Annotated in this window: 15 protein-coding genes and 3 pseudogenes; 14 read left to right on the top strand and 4 right to left on the bottom strand. The window is 56.3% G+C overall.

Annotation, left to right across the window (positions count from 1 at the left end):
- Positions 1-48: 48 nt before the first annotated feature.
- Positions 49-1,146, bottom strand: a complete 1,098-nt coding sequence (locus DSCA_RS08480; RefSeq protein ID WP_155316017.1) for an MBL fold metallo-hydrolase — start codon at positions 1,144-1,146, stop codon at positions 49-51.
- A gap of 53 nt (positions 1,147-1,199) precedes the next feature.
- Positions 1,200-1,532: a cytochrome c gene (locus DSCA_RS08475; protein WP_155316016.1), complete on the bottom strand. Its 333-nt coding sequence runs from the start codon at positions 1,530-1,532 to the stop codon at positions 1,200-1,202.
- Positions 1,533-1,867: 335 nt separating this feature from the next.
- Here DSCA_RS08475 and DSCA_RS08470 point away from each other — a divergent pair, with 335 nt between their 5' ends.
- A complete protein-coding gene (locus DSCA_RS08470) occupies positions 1,868-3,211 on the top strand; it encodes a sigma-54 interaction domain-containing protein (RefSeq protein ID WP_155316015.1) in 1,344 nt (447 codons plus the stop codon).
- A 293-nt stretch (positions 3,212-3,504) separates the two neighbouring features.
- On the opposite strand, the gene DSCA_RS08465 is transcribed toward DSCA_RS08470, so the two are convergent.
- Positions 3,505-5,574, bottom strand: a complete 2,070-nt coding sequence (locus DSCA_RS08465) for a serine hydrolase domain-containing protein (RefSeq protein WP_155316014.1) — start codon at positions 5,572-5,574, stop codon at positions 3,505-3,507.
- 465 nt (positions 5,575-6,039) lie between these two features.
- Between DSCA_RS08465 and DSCA_RS08460 the strand changes: the two genes are divergently transcribed.
- The 13 genes and pseudogenes from DSCA_RS08460 to DSCA_RS08400 all read left to right on the top strand — a co-directional run.
- A complete protein-coding gene (locus DSCA_RS08460; protein ID WP_155316013.1) occupies positions 6,040-6,225 on the top strand; it encodes a MerR family transcriptional regulator in 186 nt (61 codons plus the stop codon).
- 523 nt (positions 6,226-6,748) lie between these two features.
- The gene (locus tag DSCA_RS08455) at positions 6,749-9,232 is read left to right on the top strand and encodes a response regulator (protein WP_155316012.1); all 2,484 of its coding nucleotides are present in this window, start codon (positions 6,749-6,751) and stop codon (positions 9,230-9,232) included.
- Positions 9,233-9,495: 263 nt separating this feature from the next.
- The gene (locus tag DSCA_RS08450) at positions 9,496-10,815 is read left to right on the top strand and encodes an L-cysteine desulfidase family protein (RefSeq protein ID WP_155316011.1); all 1,320 of its coding nucleotides are present in this window, start codon (positions 9,496-9,498) and stop codon (positions 10,813-10,815) included.
- Positions 10,808-12,448, top strand: a complete 1,641-nt coding sequence (locus DSCA_RS08445) for a lipopolysaccharide biosynthesis protein (protein ID WP_155316010.1) — start codon at positions 10,808-10,810, stop codon at positions 12,446-12,448. Before DSCA_RS08450 ends, DSCA_RS08445 begins: the two co-directional genes overlap by 8 nt.
- 49 nt (positions 12,449-12,497) lie before the next feature.
- Positions 12,498-13,595, top strand: coding sequence for an SPFH domain-containing protein (locus DSCA_RS08440; RefSeq protein WP_155316009.1), 1,098 nt, complete (start codon positions 12,498-12,500; stop codon positions 13,593-13,595).
- Positions 13,592-14,617, top strand: coding sequence for an SPFH domain-containing protein (locus DSCA_RS08435; RefSeq protein ID WP_155316008.1), 1,026 nt, complete (start codon positions 13,592-13,594; stop codon positions 14,615-14,617). The genes DSCA_RS08440 and DSCA_RS08435 overlap by 4 nt, the downstream gene beginning before the upstream one ends.
- Positions 14,618-14,752: 135 nt before the next feature.
- The gene (locus DSCA_RS08430; protein ID WP_155316007.1) at positions 14,753-15,433 is read left to right on the top strand and encodes a Crp/Fnr family transcriptional regulator; all 681 of its coding nucleotides are present in this window, start codon (positions 14,753-14,755) and stop codon (positions 15,431-15,433) included.
- A gap of 200 nt (positions 15,434-15,633) precedes the next feature.
- Complete coding sequence (locus DSCA_RS08425; RefSeq protein WP_155316006.1) at positions 15,634-15,864, top strand: DUF1858 domain-containing protein; 231 nt, start codon at positions 15,634-15,636, stop codon at positions 15,862-15,864.
- 67 nt (positions 15,865-15,931) lie between these two features.
- A complete protein-coding gene (locus tag DSCA_RS08420) occupies positions 15,932-17,110 on the top strand; it encodes an FprA family A-type flavoprotein (protein ID WP_155316005.1) in 1,179 nt (392 codons plus the stop codon).
- A 68-nt stretch (positions 17,111-17,178) separates the two neighbouring features.
- Positions 17,179-17,265 (top strand): annotated as a pseudogene (locus DSCA_RS33155) (hypothetical protein); the annotation flags it as partial.
- Between the two features lie 59 nt (positions 17,266-17,324).
- Positions 17,325-17,981, top strand: a pseudogene (gene hcp / locus DSCA_RS08410) (hydroxylamine reductase); the annotation flags it as partial.
- 136 nt (positions 17,982-18,117) lie between these two features.
- Positions 18,118-18,486 (top strand): PAS domain-containing protein, encoded by a 369-nt coding sequence (locus tag DSCA_RS08405; protein WP_155316004.1) that lies wholly within the window; start codon positions 18,118-18,120, stop codon positions 18,484-18,486.
- 101 nt (positions 18,487-18,587) lie between these two features.
- Positions 18,588-18,929, top strand: a pseudogene (locus tag DSCA_RS08400) (VOC family protein); the annotation flags it as partial.
- 27 nt (positions 18,930-18,956) lie between these two features.
- On the opposite strand, the gene DSCA_RS08395 reads toward DSCA_RS08400, so the two are convergent.
- Entirely contained in the window at positions 18,957-19,898 is a 942-nt protein-coding gene (locus tag DSCA_RS08395) for a pentapeptide repeat-containing protein (RefSeq protein WP_167527670.1), read from the bottom strand.
- Between the last annotated feature and the right edge of the window lies 1 nt (position 19,899).

The following is a 19,899-nucleotide window of genomic DNA, read 5'->3' as shown; positions in this document are numbered from 1 at the left end:
CCCCTTTCTCCCCATTCATCAGATTGACCCTAAAGGCAGATCGAATGATCAAAACGTGACGGCATCCCCGTTGGTGAGGAATACATTGCTGGCCTTGGCCACCGTGGAAAATTTCTTGTAGGATTTATATTTATCCGTACCTTTCACTACCGGGACACCTGATGCGGCAGCCTTTTCAGCCCATACCCAGCCAGTACAGTGGTTGCAACCGAGCTTTTTGATCTTGAACGCCTTGACGCCTTTGATAATATCGTCAAATTTAGGATCCCAGGTCTCAAACAGACTGATGTGCAATCCGCCATAGCAACCATAGGGTTTGTACCCCTTGAAGTTCTTCCTCCCATATGAAAACAGCGACAGAATTCCCGGGTGACAGCAGCCGGTTACCGTAACCAAGCCTTTGTCTTTTACGTTGAAATAGAGTACGTTTTCACCCCGCACCCGCAAGAGAATCGGCACATCAAAATTTCGAACCGCCACACCGGGCATCAATCGGTAAATTCCTTCCCCGTTTTCACCTTTGGGATCGCACAAAACCAGTTTTCCCGTATGGGGATAATCGTTCTTGCAAATATGATCCATCTGACCGGTTTCTTTGTTTTTTGCCGTGTGATGGGCCTTGTCTTTCAGCAGTGCCATATCTTCAGGGTAGTAGGTTGCCGGCGCATACAAAGTGATGTCCTGTTTGCGTTTCAAGGTGGATTCGACGCCCCAATAGTGATCCAGATGCCAGTGCGACAGAACCCAGAATTCGATTTCATCTTTGCTTATCAATGAAGCGACATCGCTTTTTTCTTCGTAGATATAATCCATCCATTCATTGTTCCAGCCGAAGTCCATCATGAATTTGCGTTCCTGACCTTCGAGCGTGGTGACCGTAATCAAAACCGCATACCCTCCGGCATTGTCCCAATGCCAGGGAATCGTGTATTGATTGGTCATGGCCCCGCCGTAATCCATGATATCCTTTTTGAAAATATCGTTGTTGAACCAGCTGGTTTCCGTCAACACATCGATCTTGAGACCCTGAATCTCACCAATGTCGAGTTTCTTGGCTGCTTCGGCCTTATTTGGAATCACAGCCCCTGTCATGGAAGAGGCAATCCCGGTGGCCGCCATTGATTTGAGAAAAGTCCTTCGTTTCATGGCTTCTCCTTTTTGAGTTAGGAAAAATGATACCTGTGCGCTGCTTTTTCTATTTATCCGGCTTCTCTTTCCATGCCCTGTCTGAGATCGTAAAGCAGTTCGATAATCACATCCGCTTCATCTGTTGTCATATCCATGCCGTATTTGTGCATGACGTTGACCACGAGATGCCAGTCATCCCGTGTACGACCCGGTTTCTCAGGATCGGCTACCGAGTCGTGACAGCCCAGGCATTTTTTTGTATAAAGAGCGAACGCCTGCTTATGGGCAACGGACGTACTCTTTGCCATGCTCTGATTCACCATCATGCAAATTCCCCCCAGCAAAAAAAGGGTGCAGATACTAAAAGCCGATACCCGCCACCAATCCACCTGCCTTTTTTTCATAGAGCCCTCCTTTTTTTCGTTTTCCTGTTTCCGCTGCAAAAAATCTTGAAATGAAAGCATCCTGCAACGTTTTGAAATTAATCGTCCGGGGATGAAAAATGGTGTGTACATTGATGATATCTCTATTGATAATTTAAGATCGCAAAATGCATTCCAATAGGTAATAATCTTCAATGATTTAGATAACGCATAAAAAATAAAGGAAATTTATCAATTGACAGGAATTCGGCACTTATGAATAATGGGGCAAGGTAGAACAAAATGAAGCTACTGTGTGTATGACAGGCACCAATTTGCACCAGTTTGTGAACCATGGGCAGAAAGGCCACACCATCATGATCGAGTTAGACAAACCCTTTCCCAGATTGTATCGCAGCATCCTGGATTCCATTGCCGATGGTGTATATACGGTCGATTTGAACTGGCGGGTGACGTCTTTCAACAAAGCTGCTGAGAAGATCACCGGCATCAGGAATGAAGAAGCTATCGGACGCAAGTGCTTCGAAGTGCTTCGAAGCAATATGTGCGAAGATCAATGCATCCTGAAACAGGTCATCGAAGCCCGGCAAACCGTTCCGAACCGTCCGATCTACATTTACCGTGCCGACCAGAAACAAATTCCTATCAACATGACGACCGGTGTTCTAAAAAATGCAGATAACCGGATAATCGGCGGTGTCATGTCCTTCCGGGATTTATCCGACATCAATACGCTTCATAAAGAACTCCAAAAGCAGCATTCGTTTGAAGACATCATCAGCAAAAACCGGGAAATGCAGAAAATATTCTCCATTCTTCCCCAGATTGCCCAGAGCAGGAGCACAGTCCTGATCGAGGGGGAAAGCGGTACCGGGAAGGAACTTTTTGCGCGGGCGATTCATAATAACAGTTTCCATGCGAAAGGCCCTTTTGTGGCTGTGAACTGCAGTGCGTTGCCGGACAGCCTGTTTGAATCCGAATTGTTTGGATATAAGGTCGGTGCCTTCACCGACGCGAAAAAAGATAAACCCGGTCGATTCGACCAGGCTCAGGAAGGGACGATTTTACTGGATGAAATCGGTGATATCTCTCTGGCTGTTCAAGCCAAACTGCTTCGTGTTCTGGAGCAAAAAGTGTATGAACCCCTGGGTTCTGTAGAGCCGGTTCACACCAACACGAGGGTCATTGCCGCCACCCACAACAATCTTTATCAAATGGTGCTGGATGGCAACTTCCGGGAAGATCTGTACTATCGCATCAACATCGTCCGTCTGGTGTTACCGCCGCTGCGGGATCGCAAAGAGGATATCCCGTCTCTGATCGATCATTTCATCGGGCGTTTCAATCTTCTCAACGGAAAAGAAATATTAGGCGTATCACAGGAAGCCCTGGCCGTGCTGATGCTATACGATTGGCAGGGAAATGTGAGGGAACTCGAAAATACCATCGAGCACGCTTTTGTCATGTGCCGCGGAGAACTTATTCGCCGGGAACATCTGCCGGGAAGATTTTTGCCGATAGGCAAAGAAGTTCAACCCCCTCCCAGTCTGGTGTTGAAGGATATCGAAAAAGAGGCCATCACCCGGGCATTGGAACGGAACCAATGGAACAAGAGCAAAACGGCCAGAGAACTCGGCATTCATAAAAATACATTGCGACGCAAAATAATACGCTTTAAAATTTCAGGAGATCAGAAATAGAGGAATTTGTTTTAACGACATAATTTTTACTATGGAATAAACGCATACACTTTGTGGCCGATCTTCCAACTTACATCATGCAATCTTTTTTTTCTTTAACCAATATACCCATATACACCTGTGCCAATTTCATTTTGGCATCCCTTCGCCAGAAATAAATCCTGCCCGGATTAAGTCTGCCAGGATCACATGCAGTAACTGTCCGGATCCCTTAAACGCGCCACAATCCGGACTTGAACAAGGCGATGGCGCCCGCATGCCCGATACCCTCGGACTGCGGGTTCAAACCACCGCTACTTGATCTTGTCCAGCCGGTAGGATTTCAACCCCACCAACAACCGGGCGTGGTCCATGCGGCCGTTTTCCCTGACGACCGCCTGGATTGTGAATTCGTCCAGCCCGTCTATCCGTCCGCAGCATTGGTCCGGGCCGGTGAAAAAAAGCTCGGTGGTCCCTTTACCGGGAACCTGCAGGTACAGTCTGCCATCCTTGACGTATACCGATCCGGCGTGCCCTGTGGCTTTGATTTCATATCGGCCGACCAGCGCCTCCATCCGGCCTGTCGGCGGTGCCACTATTTTCTTTACCGGCGGATCGGTGTTCATCAGGGCCGGAAGGATGCTTTCCAGAAAGAGACGCTCGGCTTTCGATCCGCCTCCATGGTTGTGGTGAGTCTTGCTGGTGATTACCGCCACTGCCTTTAATGCCGGTACGATAAAAATCTTCTGTCCCCCAAGGCCCGACGCGTAAACCACTTCGATTTTTTTTCCTGCCAGGGCCGCGCCGGTTCGGCGCCACTGATAGCCGTACCCCACACCGCTTCCGGCAATGTGTGTGCGTGTCGATTCCGCAATCCAGGATGTCGAGACCACCTGCCGGCCGCTGAAGTTTCCTTGGTTCAATACCAGCAGGCCGATTTTGGCCATGTCCCGGGGCCTCAGCAGGAGCCCCCCGTCTGCTGCAATCACGCCATTTTCGAATCGATCCCAGGCGAAATCGGAAATGCCCAGCCTGTCGAACAGATGTTCCCTGGCGAACCGGTCCGCGGGCCCCCCCGTGGCACGTTTAACGATTTCCCCAAGCAGCATGGTCAGTCCCGAGTTGTAATTGTAGACGCGGCCGGGCTCCGCTACGGCTTTCCGCTGGAACACAAAAGCGATGGGGGTCTGGCTGTCATACATCCGGTGGGTGGTCTGGCGGGGATCCTCCCTTGGACAGGAAACGGCATCCCAGTCGAGTCCGGCGGACATGGTCAGCAGGTGATGCAGCCGGATGGGCGCCCAGACGGCGGTGTTCGTCTCTGAAATAAAATCCGGGAAATAATCCATCACCTTCTCGTCGACATCCGAGATGAATCCCCTGTCGATGGCGATTCCCACAAGCAGCGACACCACGCTTTTGGTGACGGATGCAATCAGGTGTTTTTTTTCCGTATCGTAACCGTAGAAGTATTCCTCGAAGACCAGCTTCCCATCCTTTACGAGTAAAAGACTGTGGAGGTTTTCGACCTCGCGGTTGATTATCCGTTCACAGAGCGCGAACACGGGACCGGGGTTCATGTCGGCCTTCAGCAGGTCCCCGACCGCCAAACCGTCCCCGTATGTCGTCGGCAGGTGGTATTCATAGACAAAGCGTTCCGCGGTCGTAAAGTCGATCCACGGCGTCTGGGAACGGTTCTGGACTTCCCGCCACTTGTCGCTGTCCGAGGCGCGTACCCGCCAACGGTATGGTTTTCCCGGTTCCAGTACGCCGTCCGGAAGGGTTACGGCCAGCATGTCCCGCACATCGCCCGAACGGTATAGCGGCCGCCCTCCGGCTGGCGCAATCTCCAGTCGATACACCATCGGCGCCCCGGCTTTTGCCGCACGCCAGGCAAATCGCGGCCGGTTGGTGGTGCAGGGGACCGTGGCGTCGGGTGACCCGGTATCCGGCCTCGGCGGATCGATTGAGAAAATGGTGGACAGGCGGTCGGTGGTGACGCCCGTGCGATGGTTGCCGGTGACCCTGATTTCGTAGTCACCGATTTCCGGTGCGCCGGGCATTGATGCCCAGAACAGCCGCCGCCCCGGAAAATAAGTGAAACTGGATCTGGACAGTGGCAGACGCTCTCCGTTAACGGAAACAGACACGGTCTCGATGCCCTCAGGCAGCGATGCCGCATCGTCTCCTTCGACAATGAAAGAGACCCAGGTCGAGGATAGGCCGTTCGGACCCGAGACGTGTTCCACCCCGCCTGATACCGGGATGGATTCGGTCCTGCCCGCTTTTTCTTCCCCGTCTTCCCGGACCGGTCCGCAGGAGAACGCCATACAGGCGGCTGCCAGCAGCAACCAGTTTAGCGATGGCGACCATGCGTTGTTCATGGCAGGAACCTATGTTGGCTATTTTCAGGTGACGTGAATGACGATGGACAGAATTCTATTCTTGCCGGACCGTGCACCGATGTCAACGGCCAGGTTCCGGATCCATATTATAGGCCGCTTTTTTCAGCCCATCCGGTCAGCGCTTAACCGGGTGCTGAAAAAGGTCATGAGCCCAGGGCAGACAAGGCCAAATTTGTTGAAAAAGAGCAGGTTATGATTGATAAATGAGCCTTTTGAGGCGAATTTCAACGCTGTATGGACACGCCCGACAGTCCTTCAACATCCGGTTAAACGGGGGCGGCAATGGGTTTCCCCGCAGGCTTCGCCGGGGCCCGTGGTTCAGCCTACGGGCGGGTTTTTTAATCCGAACGATTATTGGCGTTGACCCGACCATTGGTTAACGGTTTATATGGATTACCGTCGTGGCCATGACAGGGGAAAGAACACTCAAATCAGGAGCTGACAATGAAGGGTAAAATAAGTAAGGATGATTGGGTCGGTATGTTCCGGGAGATCGGATTGACGGATGAGGATATGATGAAATGGCACCGGGTGTTCGAAAAACGACATCCGGGCGGGCATGAAGACTTCCTGGCATGGCTGAGCCTGTCGCCCGATGACATCGCCGATATCCGCGCCCGTTCCAAATAGCCAAACCCACAATACACAGATCCATACCGCAAGCCCCCTGAGACGCTGTGAGCGTCTCCAGGCGGGCTTTTTTTTTAAGGACCACCTTTTCTTTGTTCATGCCGCCGAATGGATTGGCGCGCCGGAATGTGTGGCTGCAACCTGGCCGGCCGGCGCTCCCCACGGACTCCCGGCCGGGTGCTGCGGTTCGCCCGGCCACTGTGGGCCGCGGCTTTGTCACCGGACCATTCGGTTATGCGTCCGCTTTGTCCTCTCGCTGCTCAACCCAACCGGAAACCGGGACGCAGTTCCTCGTTACCGGGAAACCTGAAAAAACCGGGATCAGCCTCCTGCCGCCGGAAGATGGCAATGCAGGCGGAAAGCGGCTTTGCCGGCGGCGCACGGGCATGGCCGCCCGTTTCACTTTCTCCGGATCGCTCATCTGATGATGCGTCGCCCCGTCTTTATTCAAGAATTCATCCCATTATACCGATAAGTGAACCGGTACCCGAAGCGATACGATCAACCCCAGCCAGAGGTATTCATGACTTTATATAAGCATATGAAATTATATTATGAAATAAGCGTCAGGGCTGCTTCCCTTTTTCTCCTTGCCGGGTTTTTCCCCTTGCTGTTCACACCGGTTGCCGATGCGGCAAAAACCGTCAGGGTGGGGGTTTATGACAATAAACCGCTTGTTTTCATAGATAAAAATGGTAAGCCCAAGGGCATTTTCATCGATCTGCTGGAGCATGTGGCATCAGAGGAAGAATGGGACCTGGAGTATGTCCCCGGACCCTGGCCGGACTGCCTGGACCGGCTTGATTCGGGTGATATCGACATAATGACGGCGATTGCCTATTCCGAAGCGCGGGAAAAGAAGTACAATTTTACCTACGAAACGGTGATCACCAACTGGGGCCAGGTGTATGTTCCCAAAAAATCTGAAATAACCTCGGTTCTGGATCTGGCGTCCAAAAAAATAGCCGTTAAAATGGAGGACATCCATTTTCTGGGATTGCGGGAACTGACCTCGAAATTCAATATGGAATGCAGATTCATCGAGGCCGACAGGTACGATACCGTATTCGAATTGATCGAGGCCGGCCGGGTCCATGCCGGAGTCGTCAACCGGTTGTTCGGGGTCCGGAATCAACCCAATTTCCTCGTTAAAGAAACCCCCATCATGTTTAATCCGATTGAAGTCAGGTTTGCAGCCCCCAAAAAAACCGGCCTGGAGTATCTCTCGACCATTGATATTCACCTGAGAAGAATGCAAATCGAAAAAGAGTCCTTTTATTCCAAGACCATTAACAATTGGCTGATGGCACCGGCAGTATGGATCATGCCCGCCGCGTTGAAATATATCCTGGCGGGTGTCGGATTGATTTTGATTTTATTCGTTACCATGAACGTTACCCTGCGCATCAAAGTAAAAAAAAGGACCAGGGAACTTTTTTCCGCCAACTTAAAGATGAAAGCGGAGGTTGAGACAAGGAAAAAAGCCGAAGAAGAGTTGATAAAATATGAGCGGATCGTGGCCACATCGACCGATCACATGGCCATGATCGATTTGAATTACTCGTATCAAGCCGTCAATGATGCCGCACTCATCGCTGTCGGGAAAAATCGTGAAGAGGTCATCGGTGAGAAGATCTGGACGCTGATAAATGGTGTCTTTTCCCGGAAAACGCACAAACAGCGACTGGACAGGGCATTTTCGGGGCAGGTGGTAAACTACCGCACGTGGATGGAATTCCCCTATCTTGGCCGGCGTTATATGGATGTGGTTTACACGCCCTACAGGCAGTCAGACAATAAAATTGCCGGATGCGTCATCAATTTGCGGGATATCACCGAGCGGCATGAACTGGAACTGAAGCTGGAAAATGCCAAAAAGATGGAATTCATGGGAACCATCGCGGGCGGGGTCGCCCACGACCTGAATAATATCCTGACCGGAATTGTCAGTTACCCGGAGCTATTGCTGATGCAGCTTCCGGAGGACAGTCCGCTGATCCAACCCATCGAGACAATCAAGAAATCAGGGGAAAAGGCCGCGGTTGTCGTCCAGGATTTATTGACATTGGCACGGCGCGGGGTTGCCAATAAACAGCCGGTGGCCCTGAACCATATCATCTCCCACTTCTTGAGCAGTCCGGAGTGCAAAAAAATCCTGTCATTTCATCCCCACGTGCATATAAAAACGGATTTATTCGAAAGGGTTAAACCGATTTCGGGGTCATCGGTCCATCTGTCGAAAACAGTGATGAATCTGGTGTCCAATGCCGCGGAAGCGATGCCCAACGGCGGCGAGATAAAAATCGCCACCCGAAACATACACCTGGAAAATGCAACCATCGGCAACACCGGTGGAATAGACGGCGATTATGTCCGGCTGGAAATCCGGGACAGCGGGATGGGCATATCCCAAAAGGACCTGGATAAAATATTCGAACCGTTCTACACGAAAAAAGTCATGGGCCGGAGCGGCACGGGACTTGGCCTGACAGTCGTGTGGGGAACTGTCATGGATCATTATGGCCACATTGACGTAAAAAGCGACGCTCACAGCGGTTCCGCTTTCAATTTGTATTTTCCGGTGTCCAATGAGGCGGTTCCGCTTTTCACGCATGAAACGGGTGCAAAAAAGTACAGCGGCAAGGGTGAAACCATTTTAGTGGTGGACGACGTAAAAGAGCAGAGGGACATTGCGGCCGCTATTTTAACCGAATTGAAGTACGTGGTGACCGCCGTTTCCAGCGGCGAGGCGGCCATCTCCTATATAAAGCAGCAATCCGTCGATCTGGTGATTCTGGACATGCTCATGCCCCCGGGAATGGATGGGTTGACCACCTATGAAGAAATATTGAAACTCTGTCCGGGACAGAAAGCAATCATCGCAAGCGGGTTTGCCGAAACGGACCGCGTCAAAAAGGCGCTGAACATGGGTGTCGGCCAATTTATCAAAAAACCGTACACCATTGCAGATGTGGGCCTGTCCGTCAAAAACGAGCTGCGGAAATAATGGTCGTTCCCGATCCGGTTGCGCCTCTGCTGTTGAATAAAACCCCAAAAAACAATATGGTGTCCCTGTCCGGTATCTACCTGAAAAAGATGAAAAATTATTTTCGTACGCCGATGGTGAGAATTGAAAGCGGATGGATACATCGAGCCGGTCAGGCATTCAGACCTGAGCCTGGTGCAGCATCCTGGCCCGTCCAACCGGGTCCGCCCGGAATCCGGCAAATTGGCCGTCAATGAATGGGAACCGGCGATCAAGGAGGGGATATGCCCTATACTGTCAAGGATATTTTAAGGATCCAGGTGGCTCCGGCGCTGGGCTGTACCGAACCTGTGGCCATCGCACTGGGAGCGGCTGCGGCCGTGTCGCTGCTGTCCGAAAAGCAGATCGATGATATCGAAATCTGGGTGGATCCGAACATCTATAAAAACGGACTGGCCGTGTCGATTCCCGGTACCGGCGGGCTCAGCGGCCTGGACATGGCATCGGCGCTGGGGGCATTCGGCGGCGATGCGGGCCTGCGGCTGGAGGTGCTGGATACGGTGGATGAGGCTGCCGTTTCGGCTGCACGGCAGATCGTCGACGCGGGACGGGTGAAGGTGAACCTGCTCAGGGACCAGGTCGGCCTGCTTATCCGGACCGTTGTCAGGGGCTGCGGGCAGGTGGCCGAATCCGTCATCACCGGCCTTCATGACAACATCGTGTCCCTGACCCTGGACGGAGAGGCGATTACCGACAGCGACCTGCTGCCCATTTCGGAAAGCAGTGACGGCAAAAGCCGGCTGGCGGACCTGGAAGCCTGGCTCAAGAAACGCTCCCTGGACCAGCTCCTGGAACTGCTCGACGACCTGGATGACGACGACCTGGCCTTTCTGGAATCCGGTATCGAAGTCAACATGCGGTTGGCGGATTATGGCCTCAAGCACGGCAGCGGCCTGGGGGTGGGGCGCACCCTGGAGCGCCTGGTGCGCCAGGGATTGATCAAGCGGGACATGATCACCGCCGCGCGGATTCTGGCGTCATCGGCTGCCGATGCGCGCATGTCCGGCGTCAAGCTGCCGGCCATGAGCAGTGCCGGTTCGGGCAATCACGGACTGACGGCCATTTTACCTATTGTCGCCATCGAAGAATTTCTTGCCGTGAACCATCTCACCGTCGTTCAGGCCATTGGGCTGAGCCACATCATTACCGCCTATGTGAAGGCTTACACCGGGCGCCTGTCGGCCATCTGCGGCTGCAGCGTGGCCGCCGGCGCCGGCGCCGCGGCCGGGGTGACCTACCTCATGGGGGGCACGAAACATCACATTGCCGGGGCCATCAAGAACCTTGCCGAAGACCTGGCCGGCGTCATCTGCGACGGGGCCAAGGGCGGATGCGCCCTGAAACTGGCCACTGCCGCCGGAACCGCCGTCCAGGCGGCACTTTTTTCACTCCAGGGCGTCAACGTCAGCTTCACCGACGGGATTATCGGACGGTCGCCCGAAGACACCATGAAAAACATCGGCACCCTGACGACCCAGGGCATGATCGAAACCGATCGGACCATTCTCAACATCATGCTGGAAAAGCAGTTCTCGGATGTCTGATCCCCCGAACCATAGGTCCCTCCGGGAAGGCGGCACCGCCCGGGAGGGGGAGGGCGCCGATTTTCCCGACCCGCCGCCCGGGACATCCGGCGGGGGGGCGCCTGTGCGCCCGGACGTGACGGCCCTGTTCAATTGGGTTTCGCGTCAACGTGAACAGGTTCTCGGGTGGCTGGATAGAATCCGCTCCCGCAAAACCGGTGGCGACGATCCGTTCAACCTGAATTCCGTTCCCCTGGTGGCGGACCGGCTGGCGGGCATCGCCACCGGCCTGTTGGCCATGATCGTGGTGGACCGCTATTACGGTCCGGCCGGCCTCGGTGTTTTTGCCTGGTTCTTCTCCCTGCTGGCGGTTGCCGGCTACCTTGCCTGCTACGGCATTCCCCTGTTCGTCGAGAACCGTATCGCCCGGTCTCCCGAATCCGCCGATGACACCTGCGCCGATGCCCTGGCGGCCCTGCTGGCCCTGGGGGCTGGCGCCATGATCCTTTGTGCGGGCGCTGCTTTTTCGATTGCCGGTCCGGGGCGGCAGGGGGATGACCCTGTCCTGTACCTGCTGCTGGGCCCCACCATTTTTTTTCAGAACATCAACACCCTGCGGTCGGCCATGCTCAACGCAACGGGGCGTTACGCTGCGGCTGCCGGTCTGAGAATCCGCCAGCGGATTGTTTTTCTGGCGGCCACCCTGGTGCTGTGCATGGCCGATGTCCCCGTCCCCCTGCTGGCCGCCGCCTTTCTCATCAGCCAGATCGTGATGGCGGGGGCGGGGCGAAAGACGGTCAGGCTGCCCGCCGTTTCCGCCATACTCGCCGGCCGGAAGCACATGTCACAGGTGATGGACAAGGGCCGGACCTTCCTGTTTACCGACAATCTGCTGGATGTGGTTTTTTACCTGGACATGTTGATCCTGGGCTGGTTTGCCAGTCCCATGGAGTTGGGGATATATGCCCGGGCCCTGATTCTGGCCCGCCTCTTTCTGGTCGTCCCTGGGAGCCTGCGTCCCGTTTTCCGCCGGCTGGCCAACCAGCGGGTTGCCGCGCGGCTTGACCACCGGCTGGGGATGGTCATCGGCTCAGCCGCCCGGGGCCTGTTTTTTTTCCACGGCGTGGCGGCCATCCTTGTCCTGTTGAATTTTCCCCGGGTGATGGCCCTGGTGTTCGGCCTGCAGCAATGGGTGGGGGCGTCCTTTACCGTATTTGCCCTGGTGTTGCCGGGGCTGATCTTTTTTTCTGCGGTGACGGCCCTGGAGCCGGTTTTCGAGGCGCGGCAGCAGGCCGCCCGATTGAAGCGGATGACCCTGGTGGTTGCCACTGCCAACCTGATTCTCAACGTCAACCTGATCCCTCTGGCCGGTATCGAAGGGGCTGCCATGGCCACGGCGGGAGCCATGCTGATTCATTTTTTTCTTTTTTTCCGGCTGCTGCCTCCCGATCTTCACACTGCCCGGATCTCCTGGCCCGGCGCGGCGGCTGCCCTCTACCTGACCTATGCACTGATGGCATTTACCGGCATCGGTATGATTTTTTCACTGGTGGTGGTGCCGGCACTGTTCGCCATGGTGTTGTGGATGGTCGGATTTTTCAACCCGCAGCCCGGCCGTGTCCCCATGGGGCATATGCCGGCATCGTCAACGTAAATGAAGGGTTAACGCTAATTTTGCAATAACGATGAGGAGGAGGATGCTTATGGCAGAACAGACCTCGCAAGGGGCGGAACTGTTCAACATGGTCAAAAAGAAGCGAATTGCCATCCCTAAAATCAGGATCCCCGGCGGCGGCAAATTCAAGTACCTGGTGATTGCCGCGGCCATCGTGGTGTTTGCCTACAACCTGCTGTTCGTCTACATCGAACCCAACGAGTTCGGCATCAAGGTGGTGCGACTGGGAATGAACCGCGGGGTCCAGAAGGAGGTGCATACCGCCGGCCTCAACCTGGTGGTTCCCGGCATGCAGCAGATGTATCGGCTGCCGCGCGATGTTCAGGTGCTGGAATTGACCGACTACCCGCGGACGGCTGCCGACCTGGCCCGCAAGGACCGGGTGGCCCATATCCAGACGTCCGACGGATTTTTCGTGGACGTGGATGTCTCCATTCTATACCGCATTGAGGACCCCTACCTGGTCTTCACCAAGATCGGGCCCGGCAGCCTGTTCGAAGACAACGGCATCATACCCAAGGCCGAGCCGGCCTTGAAGGAGACGCTGGGCAAACTGACCACCGAGGATTTTTACAACAGCTTCATGCGCGTCAAAAAGGCCCAGGAAGCCCGGGACCTGCTCAATACGGAGTTGAACCCCAAAGGCATCCGGGTGGAGCAGGTGCTGGTGCGCTACTTCCGCTACAGCACGGAGATCCAGAAGAATATCGAGGAAAAGAAGCTCCAGGACCAGCTGGTCTTCACCAACCGGGCTGCGGCCCGGGCCGCCACCGAGGAGGCCGAGTTGAAGAAGATCGTCCAGGAAGGGCGCGTGGTCGTGGATGTGGAAATGGAGCAGGGGCGGGCCTACGTGACCCGCAAGATCGCCGAGAAAGACCTGTATGTGCGAACCAAGAAGGCCGAGGCGGACCTGTTGGTCAGGCTGGCCGAGGCGGAAAAGGTGCGCCTGAAAAACGACGCCCTCAAGGGCATGGGCTCAGAGCGAATGGTGGGGTTGAAAATGGCTGACGTCTACAAGGGGCTGGACCTGATCGTGTTGCCCAGCGACGGGGGTGCCGGCGTCAATCCGCTGGATCTGGACAACGCACTCAGGCTTTTTGACGTGCGCAAAGGAGGTGCCCGATGAAGCGCATGACATTGATTGGCCTGGCCGTCTGCTGGCTGTTTACCACCACGGGATGCGTCTTTTACACCACCGGTGAAACCGAGGTGGGGGTGCGCACCCGGAAATTCGCCCTCACCGGCAAAGGCGTGGAGGACAAGGCCTACCCGGCCGGCTCCACCTACATTTTTTTGCCTTTTATCAACGACTGGCACACCTTCGACACCAAACTGCAGAATCTGGAGATGGTTTTTGAGCATGCCCGCGGGGACCGCCGCAACCGGGACGATCTGCTTTTTAAAACCATCGACGGCAACGACATCAGCCTGGATGTGATCATCGCCTACCGCATCGACGCGGAGAAGGCGCCCTTTATCCTCCAGAACGTGGCCCGTAACAACCGCACCCTGCGGGACAAGATCGTGCGAACCATCGCCCGCAGCAAACCGCGTGACATCTTCGGGGAACTGACCACCGAAGAGTTTTACGTGGCCGACAGCCGTGAACGGCAGGCCCGGCGTGCCAAGGACGTGCTCCAGAAGATGCTCGGCCCCATGGGGATCGTGGTGGAAAAAGTTCTCACCAAGGACTACCGCTTCAACAAGGAATACCAGAAGGCCATCGAAGACAAGAAGGTGGCCGACCAGCAGGTGCAGAAGAACAAATCCGCCCAGCATGCCGCCCTTGAGGAATACAAGCGCAAGCTGGAGGAGGCCAAGGGTGAGGTCAACAAGTTGATCGCCGATGCCGACGGCGTCTTCCGCAAGGCCAAGATCGAAGCCGATGTCTACTACGAGAAGCAGAAACTGCTGGCCGAGGCCATCAAGGCAGAGGGGATTGCCGAGGCCAAGGGCATCCAGGAGATGAACAACGCCCTGGCCGGTTCCGGCGGCGAGGCCCTGGTGAAGCTGCGCATCGCCGAGGCCCTGCAGGAGAAAAAGATCATGCTCCTGCCCGTTTCGGAAGGCGGGATGAACCTGAAAACCACCGACATCAACCAGTTGATCAATACGATGGGGGTGAAGTCGCTGGCCGGAAAGAAATAAAAGCGCTGACGAGCTGGTGAGCGATTCCTGCATGCCGCTGATTGCTCACCGGCTCCGGCCTTATGACGGGTGCGATAATTTTGGATCCGGATCCGTAAACTTTTTGGGATGCACCCGAAGCTGCATTGAATACATATGGATACCAGCCTGCCCAAATCGGATATTTTCAAAGGCCTGACCCGCGACCAGCTGTCGGGGCTCGTAGAGAAAGGCCGCCGGATTATACTGAAACCCAAAAGCGTTCTTTTTCATCAGGGCGATCCGGCGGCAAGTTGTTTTTTAGTGAATCGGGGCCGCCTGAAACTGACCAAGCTCAATGAGCAGGGCAGGGAAGTCATTTTTCGATATATCGGAGCCGGCGAATTGACCGCCGCCATTACCGTCCTCAAGCGATGGGCTTATCCGGTCACTGCCGAATCCGTGGAGGAGACGGTCGTTGTCGGCTGGGATAAACCGACGATGATTCAAGCCATGCACCGATATCCCGATATCGCCATAAACCTGATGGGCATCATCCTGGAGCGGATCGACGATGTCCAGCATCGCTACCTGGAGGTGTGCACCGAACATGTGGATCAGCGCATTGCCCGTTCCCTTCTCCGGCTCATGCGGCGGGCCGGGTTGAAGCACCCCGAGGGGATACAGATCAATCTCCCCCTGAGTCGTCAAAATATCGCCGACTACTCCGGGACGACCTTATATACCGTCAGCCGTACGCTCAGCGCCTGGGAAAAAAAAGGCTGGATTCTGTCCGGTCGCGAACAAATCGTTGTCACTGACCCTCACGCTCTGGTTCAATTCTCTGAAACGGGTTGACCCTCACGCGAAAACGCCATTCCCCCAGCTTTCTTCCTGTCCCTTTTTTTTAGAAAATCAATCTTGTTTGCGATAGCGCAAAGACGGATTGGAAGTCCGGTATTATCCTTAGCTCAACACTGACACGCCGACCGGTTTTTTGCGGACAACCACCGCCGGCCGGATCAGGCGCCAAAGAACGGATTTCAGAATTGCCAGCCATGATACCCGCTTTATCACGAGACATTACCGTCAAGGCGCTTCTGGACCGGCATCCACGCCTGCTGCCATTGTTCATGGAACTGGGCCTGCCGTGCCCGGGCTGTCCGGCGGAGGCCTTTCACACCCTGGCGGACGTCGCCCGGGAATATCACCTTGACCTGGATCAATTGCGCCAGCGCATCGATACGGTTATTGACGGTTACACGGCGCCGGCGGGGAACAGCCGCTGAATCGTCCGGCGAAGCAGTCTGATAAATCAGCCCGACATCATTCAATACCCAAAAAGGGAGGTGCACCATGAAAACACGAAAAATCAAGGACCATATATACTGGATGGGTTCCGTGGACTGGGACAGCCGTCTGTTCGACTCGCTGATTCCCCTTCCTGACGGAACCAGCTATAACGCCTATCTGATTGAAGGCAGCCAGAAGACCGTTTTACTGGACACGGTCGATCCCCCCATGGCCGGGGAATTCATGGCCCAGCTCGAGGGTGTCCCCAGGATCGATTACATCGTCTCCCATCATGCGGAGCAGGACCATTCGGGAACCCTGTTGCAGGTTCTCGAAAAATACCCCGGCGCCCGGCTGATCACCACCCCCAAAGCCAGGGGCATGCTGATCGACCTGTTGAACATACCGGAGGAAGCCTTCATTTCCGTTAAAGATGGGGAAACACTTTCCCTGGGTGATAAAACCCTGACGTTCATCCATACGCCCTGGGTTCACTGGCCCGAGACCATGGTGACCTATCTGGAAGAAGACAAGATATTGTTCAGCTGCGATTTCTTCGGGTCCCACATTGCCAGCGCCGATCTTTTCGTTACCGATGAGGGGCGCGTCTTCGAGGCGGCCAAGCGCTACTTCGCCGAGATCATGATGCCCTTCAGAAGCGTGATCAAAAAGAACCTGGAGAAGCTCGCCGCCTGCGAAATAGAGATGATCGCCCCCGGGCATGGACAACTGTATCCACGACCGGCGTTTATCGTCGATGCCTATCGCGACTGGACACTGGGGGCGCCTCGCAACACGGTGGTGCTGCCGCACGTATCCATGCACGCGAGCACCCAGCGGATGGTCGACCATCTGATCGGCGCCCTGGTGGATAAAGGCGTCCGGGTCGAGCCGTTCAACCTGGCCGTCACCGATATCGGCAAGCTGGCCATGGCCCTGGTCGACGCGGCCACCATCGTTGTCGGCACGCCCACCGTCCTGGCGGGGCCGCATCCCTATGCGGCCTATGCCGCCTTTCTGGCCAACGCCCTGCGGCCCAACACCAAATTTCTCTCTGTCATCGGCTCCTATGGGTGGGGCGGAAAGACCGTGGAAGCCCTCGCAGGGATGATTCCCAACCTCAAGGTGGACGTCATCGATCCCGTCCTGTGCAAAGGCGTGCCCTCGGAGGAGGCCTTCAACGCACTGGATGCGTTGGCGGCGGCGATTGCCCGGAAACACAAAGAAAATGGTTTCACCTGATACCGGGCCTGGGATTGGCATGGCCCGTATACGAATACCCGATTCATAACCCCAAAAGGAGAAATCTCATGTTTTGTTTTCAATGTCAGGAAACCGCCAAAAACACCGGCTGCACCGTCAAAGGCGTCTGCGGCAAACCGGAGGAGACCGCCAACCTTCAGGACCTGCTGATCTTCGTGCTCAGGGGCATTGCCGTCTACGAAGAAAAGCTCAAGGCGCCGTGCACATCGCCGGCCGGACCGAAGGGGGCGCCAAGGATTTTTCCGCCCTCGTCGAAAAAGCCAAAACCTGCCCGCCGCCCACCGAGATCGAGACCGGCACCATCCTCGGCGGATTCGCCCACAACCAGGTCCTGGCCCTGGCCGACAAGGTGGTGGATGCGGTCAAATCCGGCGCCATCAAGCGCTTCGTGGTCATGGCCGGCTGCGACGGGCGCCAGAAGGGCCGCAGCTACTACACAAAAGTGGCCGAACGCCTGCCCAAGGACACGGTGATCCTCACCGCCGGCTGTGCCAAGTACCGCTACAACAAGCTGAACCTGGGCGACATCGGCGGCATTCCCCGCATCCTGGATGCCGGCCAGTGCAACGACGCCTATTCCCTGGCCGTCATCGCCCTGAAGCTGAAAGAGGTGTTCGGCCTGGAAGACATCAACGACCTGCCGATCTCCTACGACATCGCCTGGTATGAGCAGAAGGCCGTCGCCGTGCTGCTGGCGTTGCTGTTCCTGGGCGTCAAGGGCATCCGGCTGGGGCCGACGCTGCCGGCTTTCCTCTCCCCCAACGTGGCCAGGGTGCTGGTGGAAACATTCGACATCAAACCCATCGGCACCGTCGAGGCGGACATTGCGGCCATGATGGCCGGTCAGTAGGCGCGTGAAGGGTTTGCCCGCAGGCGAATTCGTGATATCCAGGCATCGTTTTCCGTGAACGATCGATGCGGCCCGGTTCCCCGCCCACCATTTCAACGGCACCGGGCCACATCGTTTCCACAGCAAAGGAGCCGCCGTGCCTGACCTGAGTGTATACCAAGCGATCCTCGACAGCATCCACCACCGCATCGTTTTCGTTGACAACGATCATATCATCCGTTTCCTGAACCGAAAGGCCAGGAGGTGGTTCTACGAAAAACGCGGGCATGCCGATCTGATCGGCAAATCCATCTTTGCCTGCCACCAACCCGCCTCCTGCGCACAGCTCAAACGACTCTACCATCGGCTGCAGCAGGGTGAAGATGAGGTCTTCGTGAAGATCACCGCGCAAAAGGAAAAAGCCTCCATGGTGGCGGTGCGCGACGCCCACGGCCGCCTGCTCGGCTACTTCGAGCGTTTCGAATCCCTTGCGCCGGAGATCCCGCCCGGGGCGACTGCGGCGTGATACAACACCCCGGTCAGGTGCCCGGGTGTGCCCACCGTGGCTTTTCTGCAGGACCGGCCCTTGAAGCCGCCAGCCGACATCCAGGAACAGGGAGCACGGCCATGTTTGAAATCCTGACCACCAATATGGTTCTTTATTGCAGGGAATGGGAGAAAACGGTCCGGTTTTACCGGGAGGGGCTGCACCTGCCGGTCCGTTTCTCCACGGACTGGTTCGTGGAGTTCAGCTTGACCGCAAGTTCAAGACTGAGCGTTGCCGACGAAAGACGCGCCTCCATCGAGAGCGCAGCCGGCAGGGGAATGACCTTTTCGCTGGAGGTGGAAGATGTCCGGGCGGCCTGGAACGATGCGGAAAAAAACGGGCTTCGGCCGACAGCGATCAGCCCGCATCCATGGAACGCAAGGGTGTTTTATCTGTTCGATCCGGAAGGCCACCGCATCGAGATATGGCAGCCCATCCGAGGGGCTTGTTTACTGCACACACCGGCCGATGGACCCGGCCGCACACCGTTTGCCATTGACCCAGATGGCGCCCACCAGGTAGGCGTCGGTGAAGACCGCCCCGTCGATGGCGGCGCCGATCAGGTTGACGCCGTCCAGGTTGGCGCCGGAGAAATCCGCCCGGGCCAGGTCGGCCATTTTCAGGCTGACACCGGAAAGGTCCGCACCGACCAGGCGGGCACCGCCGAGACGGGCGCCGTGAAGGACCGCCTGGCGCAGATCCGCCTTTTCCAGGACGGCATCCGTCAGGACGGCATTGACCATGAGGGCGTTTCTCAGGTAAGCGGCGGACAGGTCGCTGCCGGTGAGATCCGCTGCGGTGCCATCCACTTCCCGCATCAGGCTTTTTTCAAAATCCGCATACCGGGCCACCGCCCGGGTCAGGTTGGCGCGCGTCAGGTCGGCACCGGCCAGGCGGGACCGGGAAAGATCGGCCCGTGCCAGGTCCGCCCCCTTCAGAAACGCCCCCCCCAGATCCAGTGAGGCCAGGGTGGCGGCTTTGAGGTTGCCGCCGGGAAGCTGCCGTGAAGCGATCAGGGCGGCGGTTGCCGGCGTCAGGCATCTGCCGATTGAATCCGGCCCGCACGGCTGGCCGTTGACCCACGTGGCGCCCCTGAGGTCGGCGTCCTTGAAAATGGCGTACCTGACGTCCGCGTTGGTCAGGTCCGCCTGCCTCAATACGGCCCCGGTCAGATCGGCGGCTTTCAGTATGGCCCCGATGAGATCGGCACCGGCCAGGTCGGCGCCCCGCAGGTCCGCACCGCTCAGGTCGCACAGCCGGCAGTTGCGGCTGGCCTCCAGGCGTGCGCGGATGCTCGTGGGGGCCAGCAGGCGCCCGAGCAGGCCAAAGACCGCCAGTACGATGGCCGCGGCACCGATGGCCGTCAGCGCTTTTTTTATTCCTCCGGGCACC

This window comes from Desulfosarcina alkanivorans (assembly GCF_009688945.1).
GTDB classification, from domain to species: Bacteria; Desulfobacterota; Desulfobacteria; order Desulfobacterales; family Desulfosarcinaceae; genus Desulfosarcina; species Desulfosarcina alkanivorans.
Note: the sequence above shows the minus strand (reverse complement) of the source record. Positions and strands in the feature narration are given on the sequence as shown.

Coding starts and splice junctions, on each gene's coding strand:
- DSCA_RS08480 (WP_155316017.1), bottom strand. CDS start 1,146: ATGAAACGAAGGACTTTTCTCAAATCAATGGCGGCCACCGGGATTGCC.
- DSCA_RS08475 (WP_155316016.1), bottom strand. CDS start 1,532: ATGAAAAAAAGGCAGGTGGATTGGTGGCGGGTATCGGCTTTTAGTATC.
- DSCA_RS08470 (WP_155316015.1), top strand. CDS start 1,868: ATGATCGAGTTAGACAAACCCTTTCCCAGATTGTATCGCAGCATCCTG.
- DSCA_RS08465 (WP_155316014.1), bottom strand. CDS start 5,574: ATGAACAACGCATGGTCGCCATCGCTAAACTGGTTGCTGCTGGCAGCC.
- DSCA_RS08460 (WP_155316013.1), top strand. CDS start 6,040: ATGAAGGGTAAAATAAGTAAGGATGATTGGGTCGGTATGTTCCGGGAG.
- DSCA_RS08455 (WP_155316012.1), top strand. CDS start 6,749: ATGACTTTATATAAGCATATGAAATTATATTATGAAATAAGCGTCAGG.
- DSCA_RS08450 (WP_155316011.1), top strand. CDS start 9,496: ATGCCCTATACTGTCAAGGATATTTTAAGGATCCAGGTGGCTCCGGCG.
- DSCA_RS08445 (WP_155316010.1), top strand. CDS start 10,808: ATGTCTGATCCCCCGAACCATAGGTCCCTCCGGGAAGGCGGCACCGCC.
- DSCA_RS08440 (WP_155316009.1), top strand. CDS start 12,498: ATGGCAGAACAGACCTCGCAAGGGGCGGAACTGTTCAACATGGTCAAA.
- DSCA_RS08435 (WP_155316008.1), top strand. CDS start 13,592: ATGAAGCGCATGACATTGATTGGCCTGGCCGTCTGCTGGCTGTTTACC.
- DSCA_RS08430 (WP_155316007.1), top strand. CDS start 14,753: ATGGATACCAGCCTGCCCAAATCGGATATTTTCAAAGGCCTGACCCGC.
- DSCA_RS08425 (WP_155316006.1), top strand. CDS start 15,634: ATGATACCCGCTTTATCACGAGACATTACCGTCAAGGCGCTTCTGGAC.
- DSCA_RS08420 (WP_155316005.1), top strand. CDS start 15,932: ATGAAAACACGAAAAATCAAGGACCATATATACTGGATGGGTTCCGTG.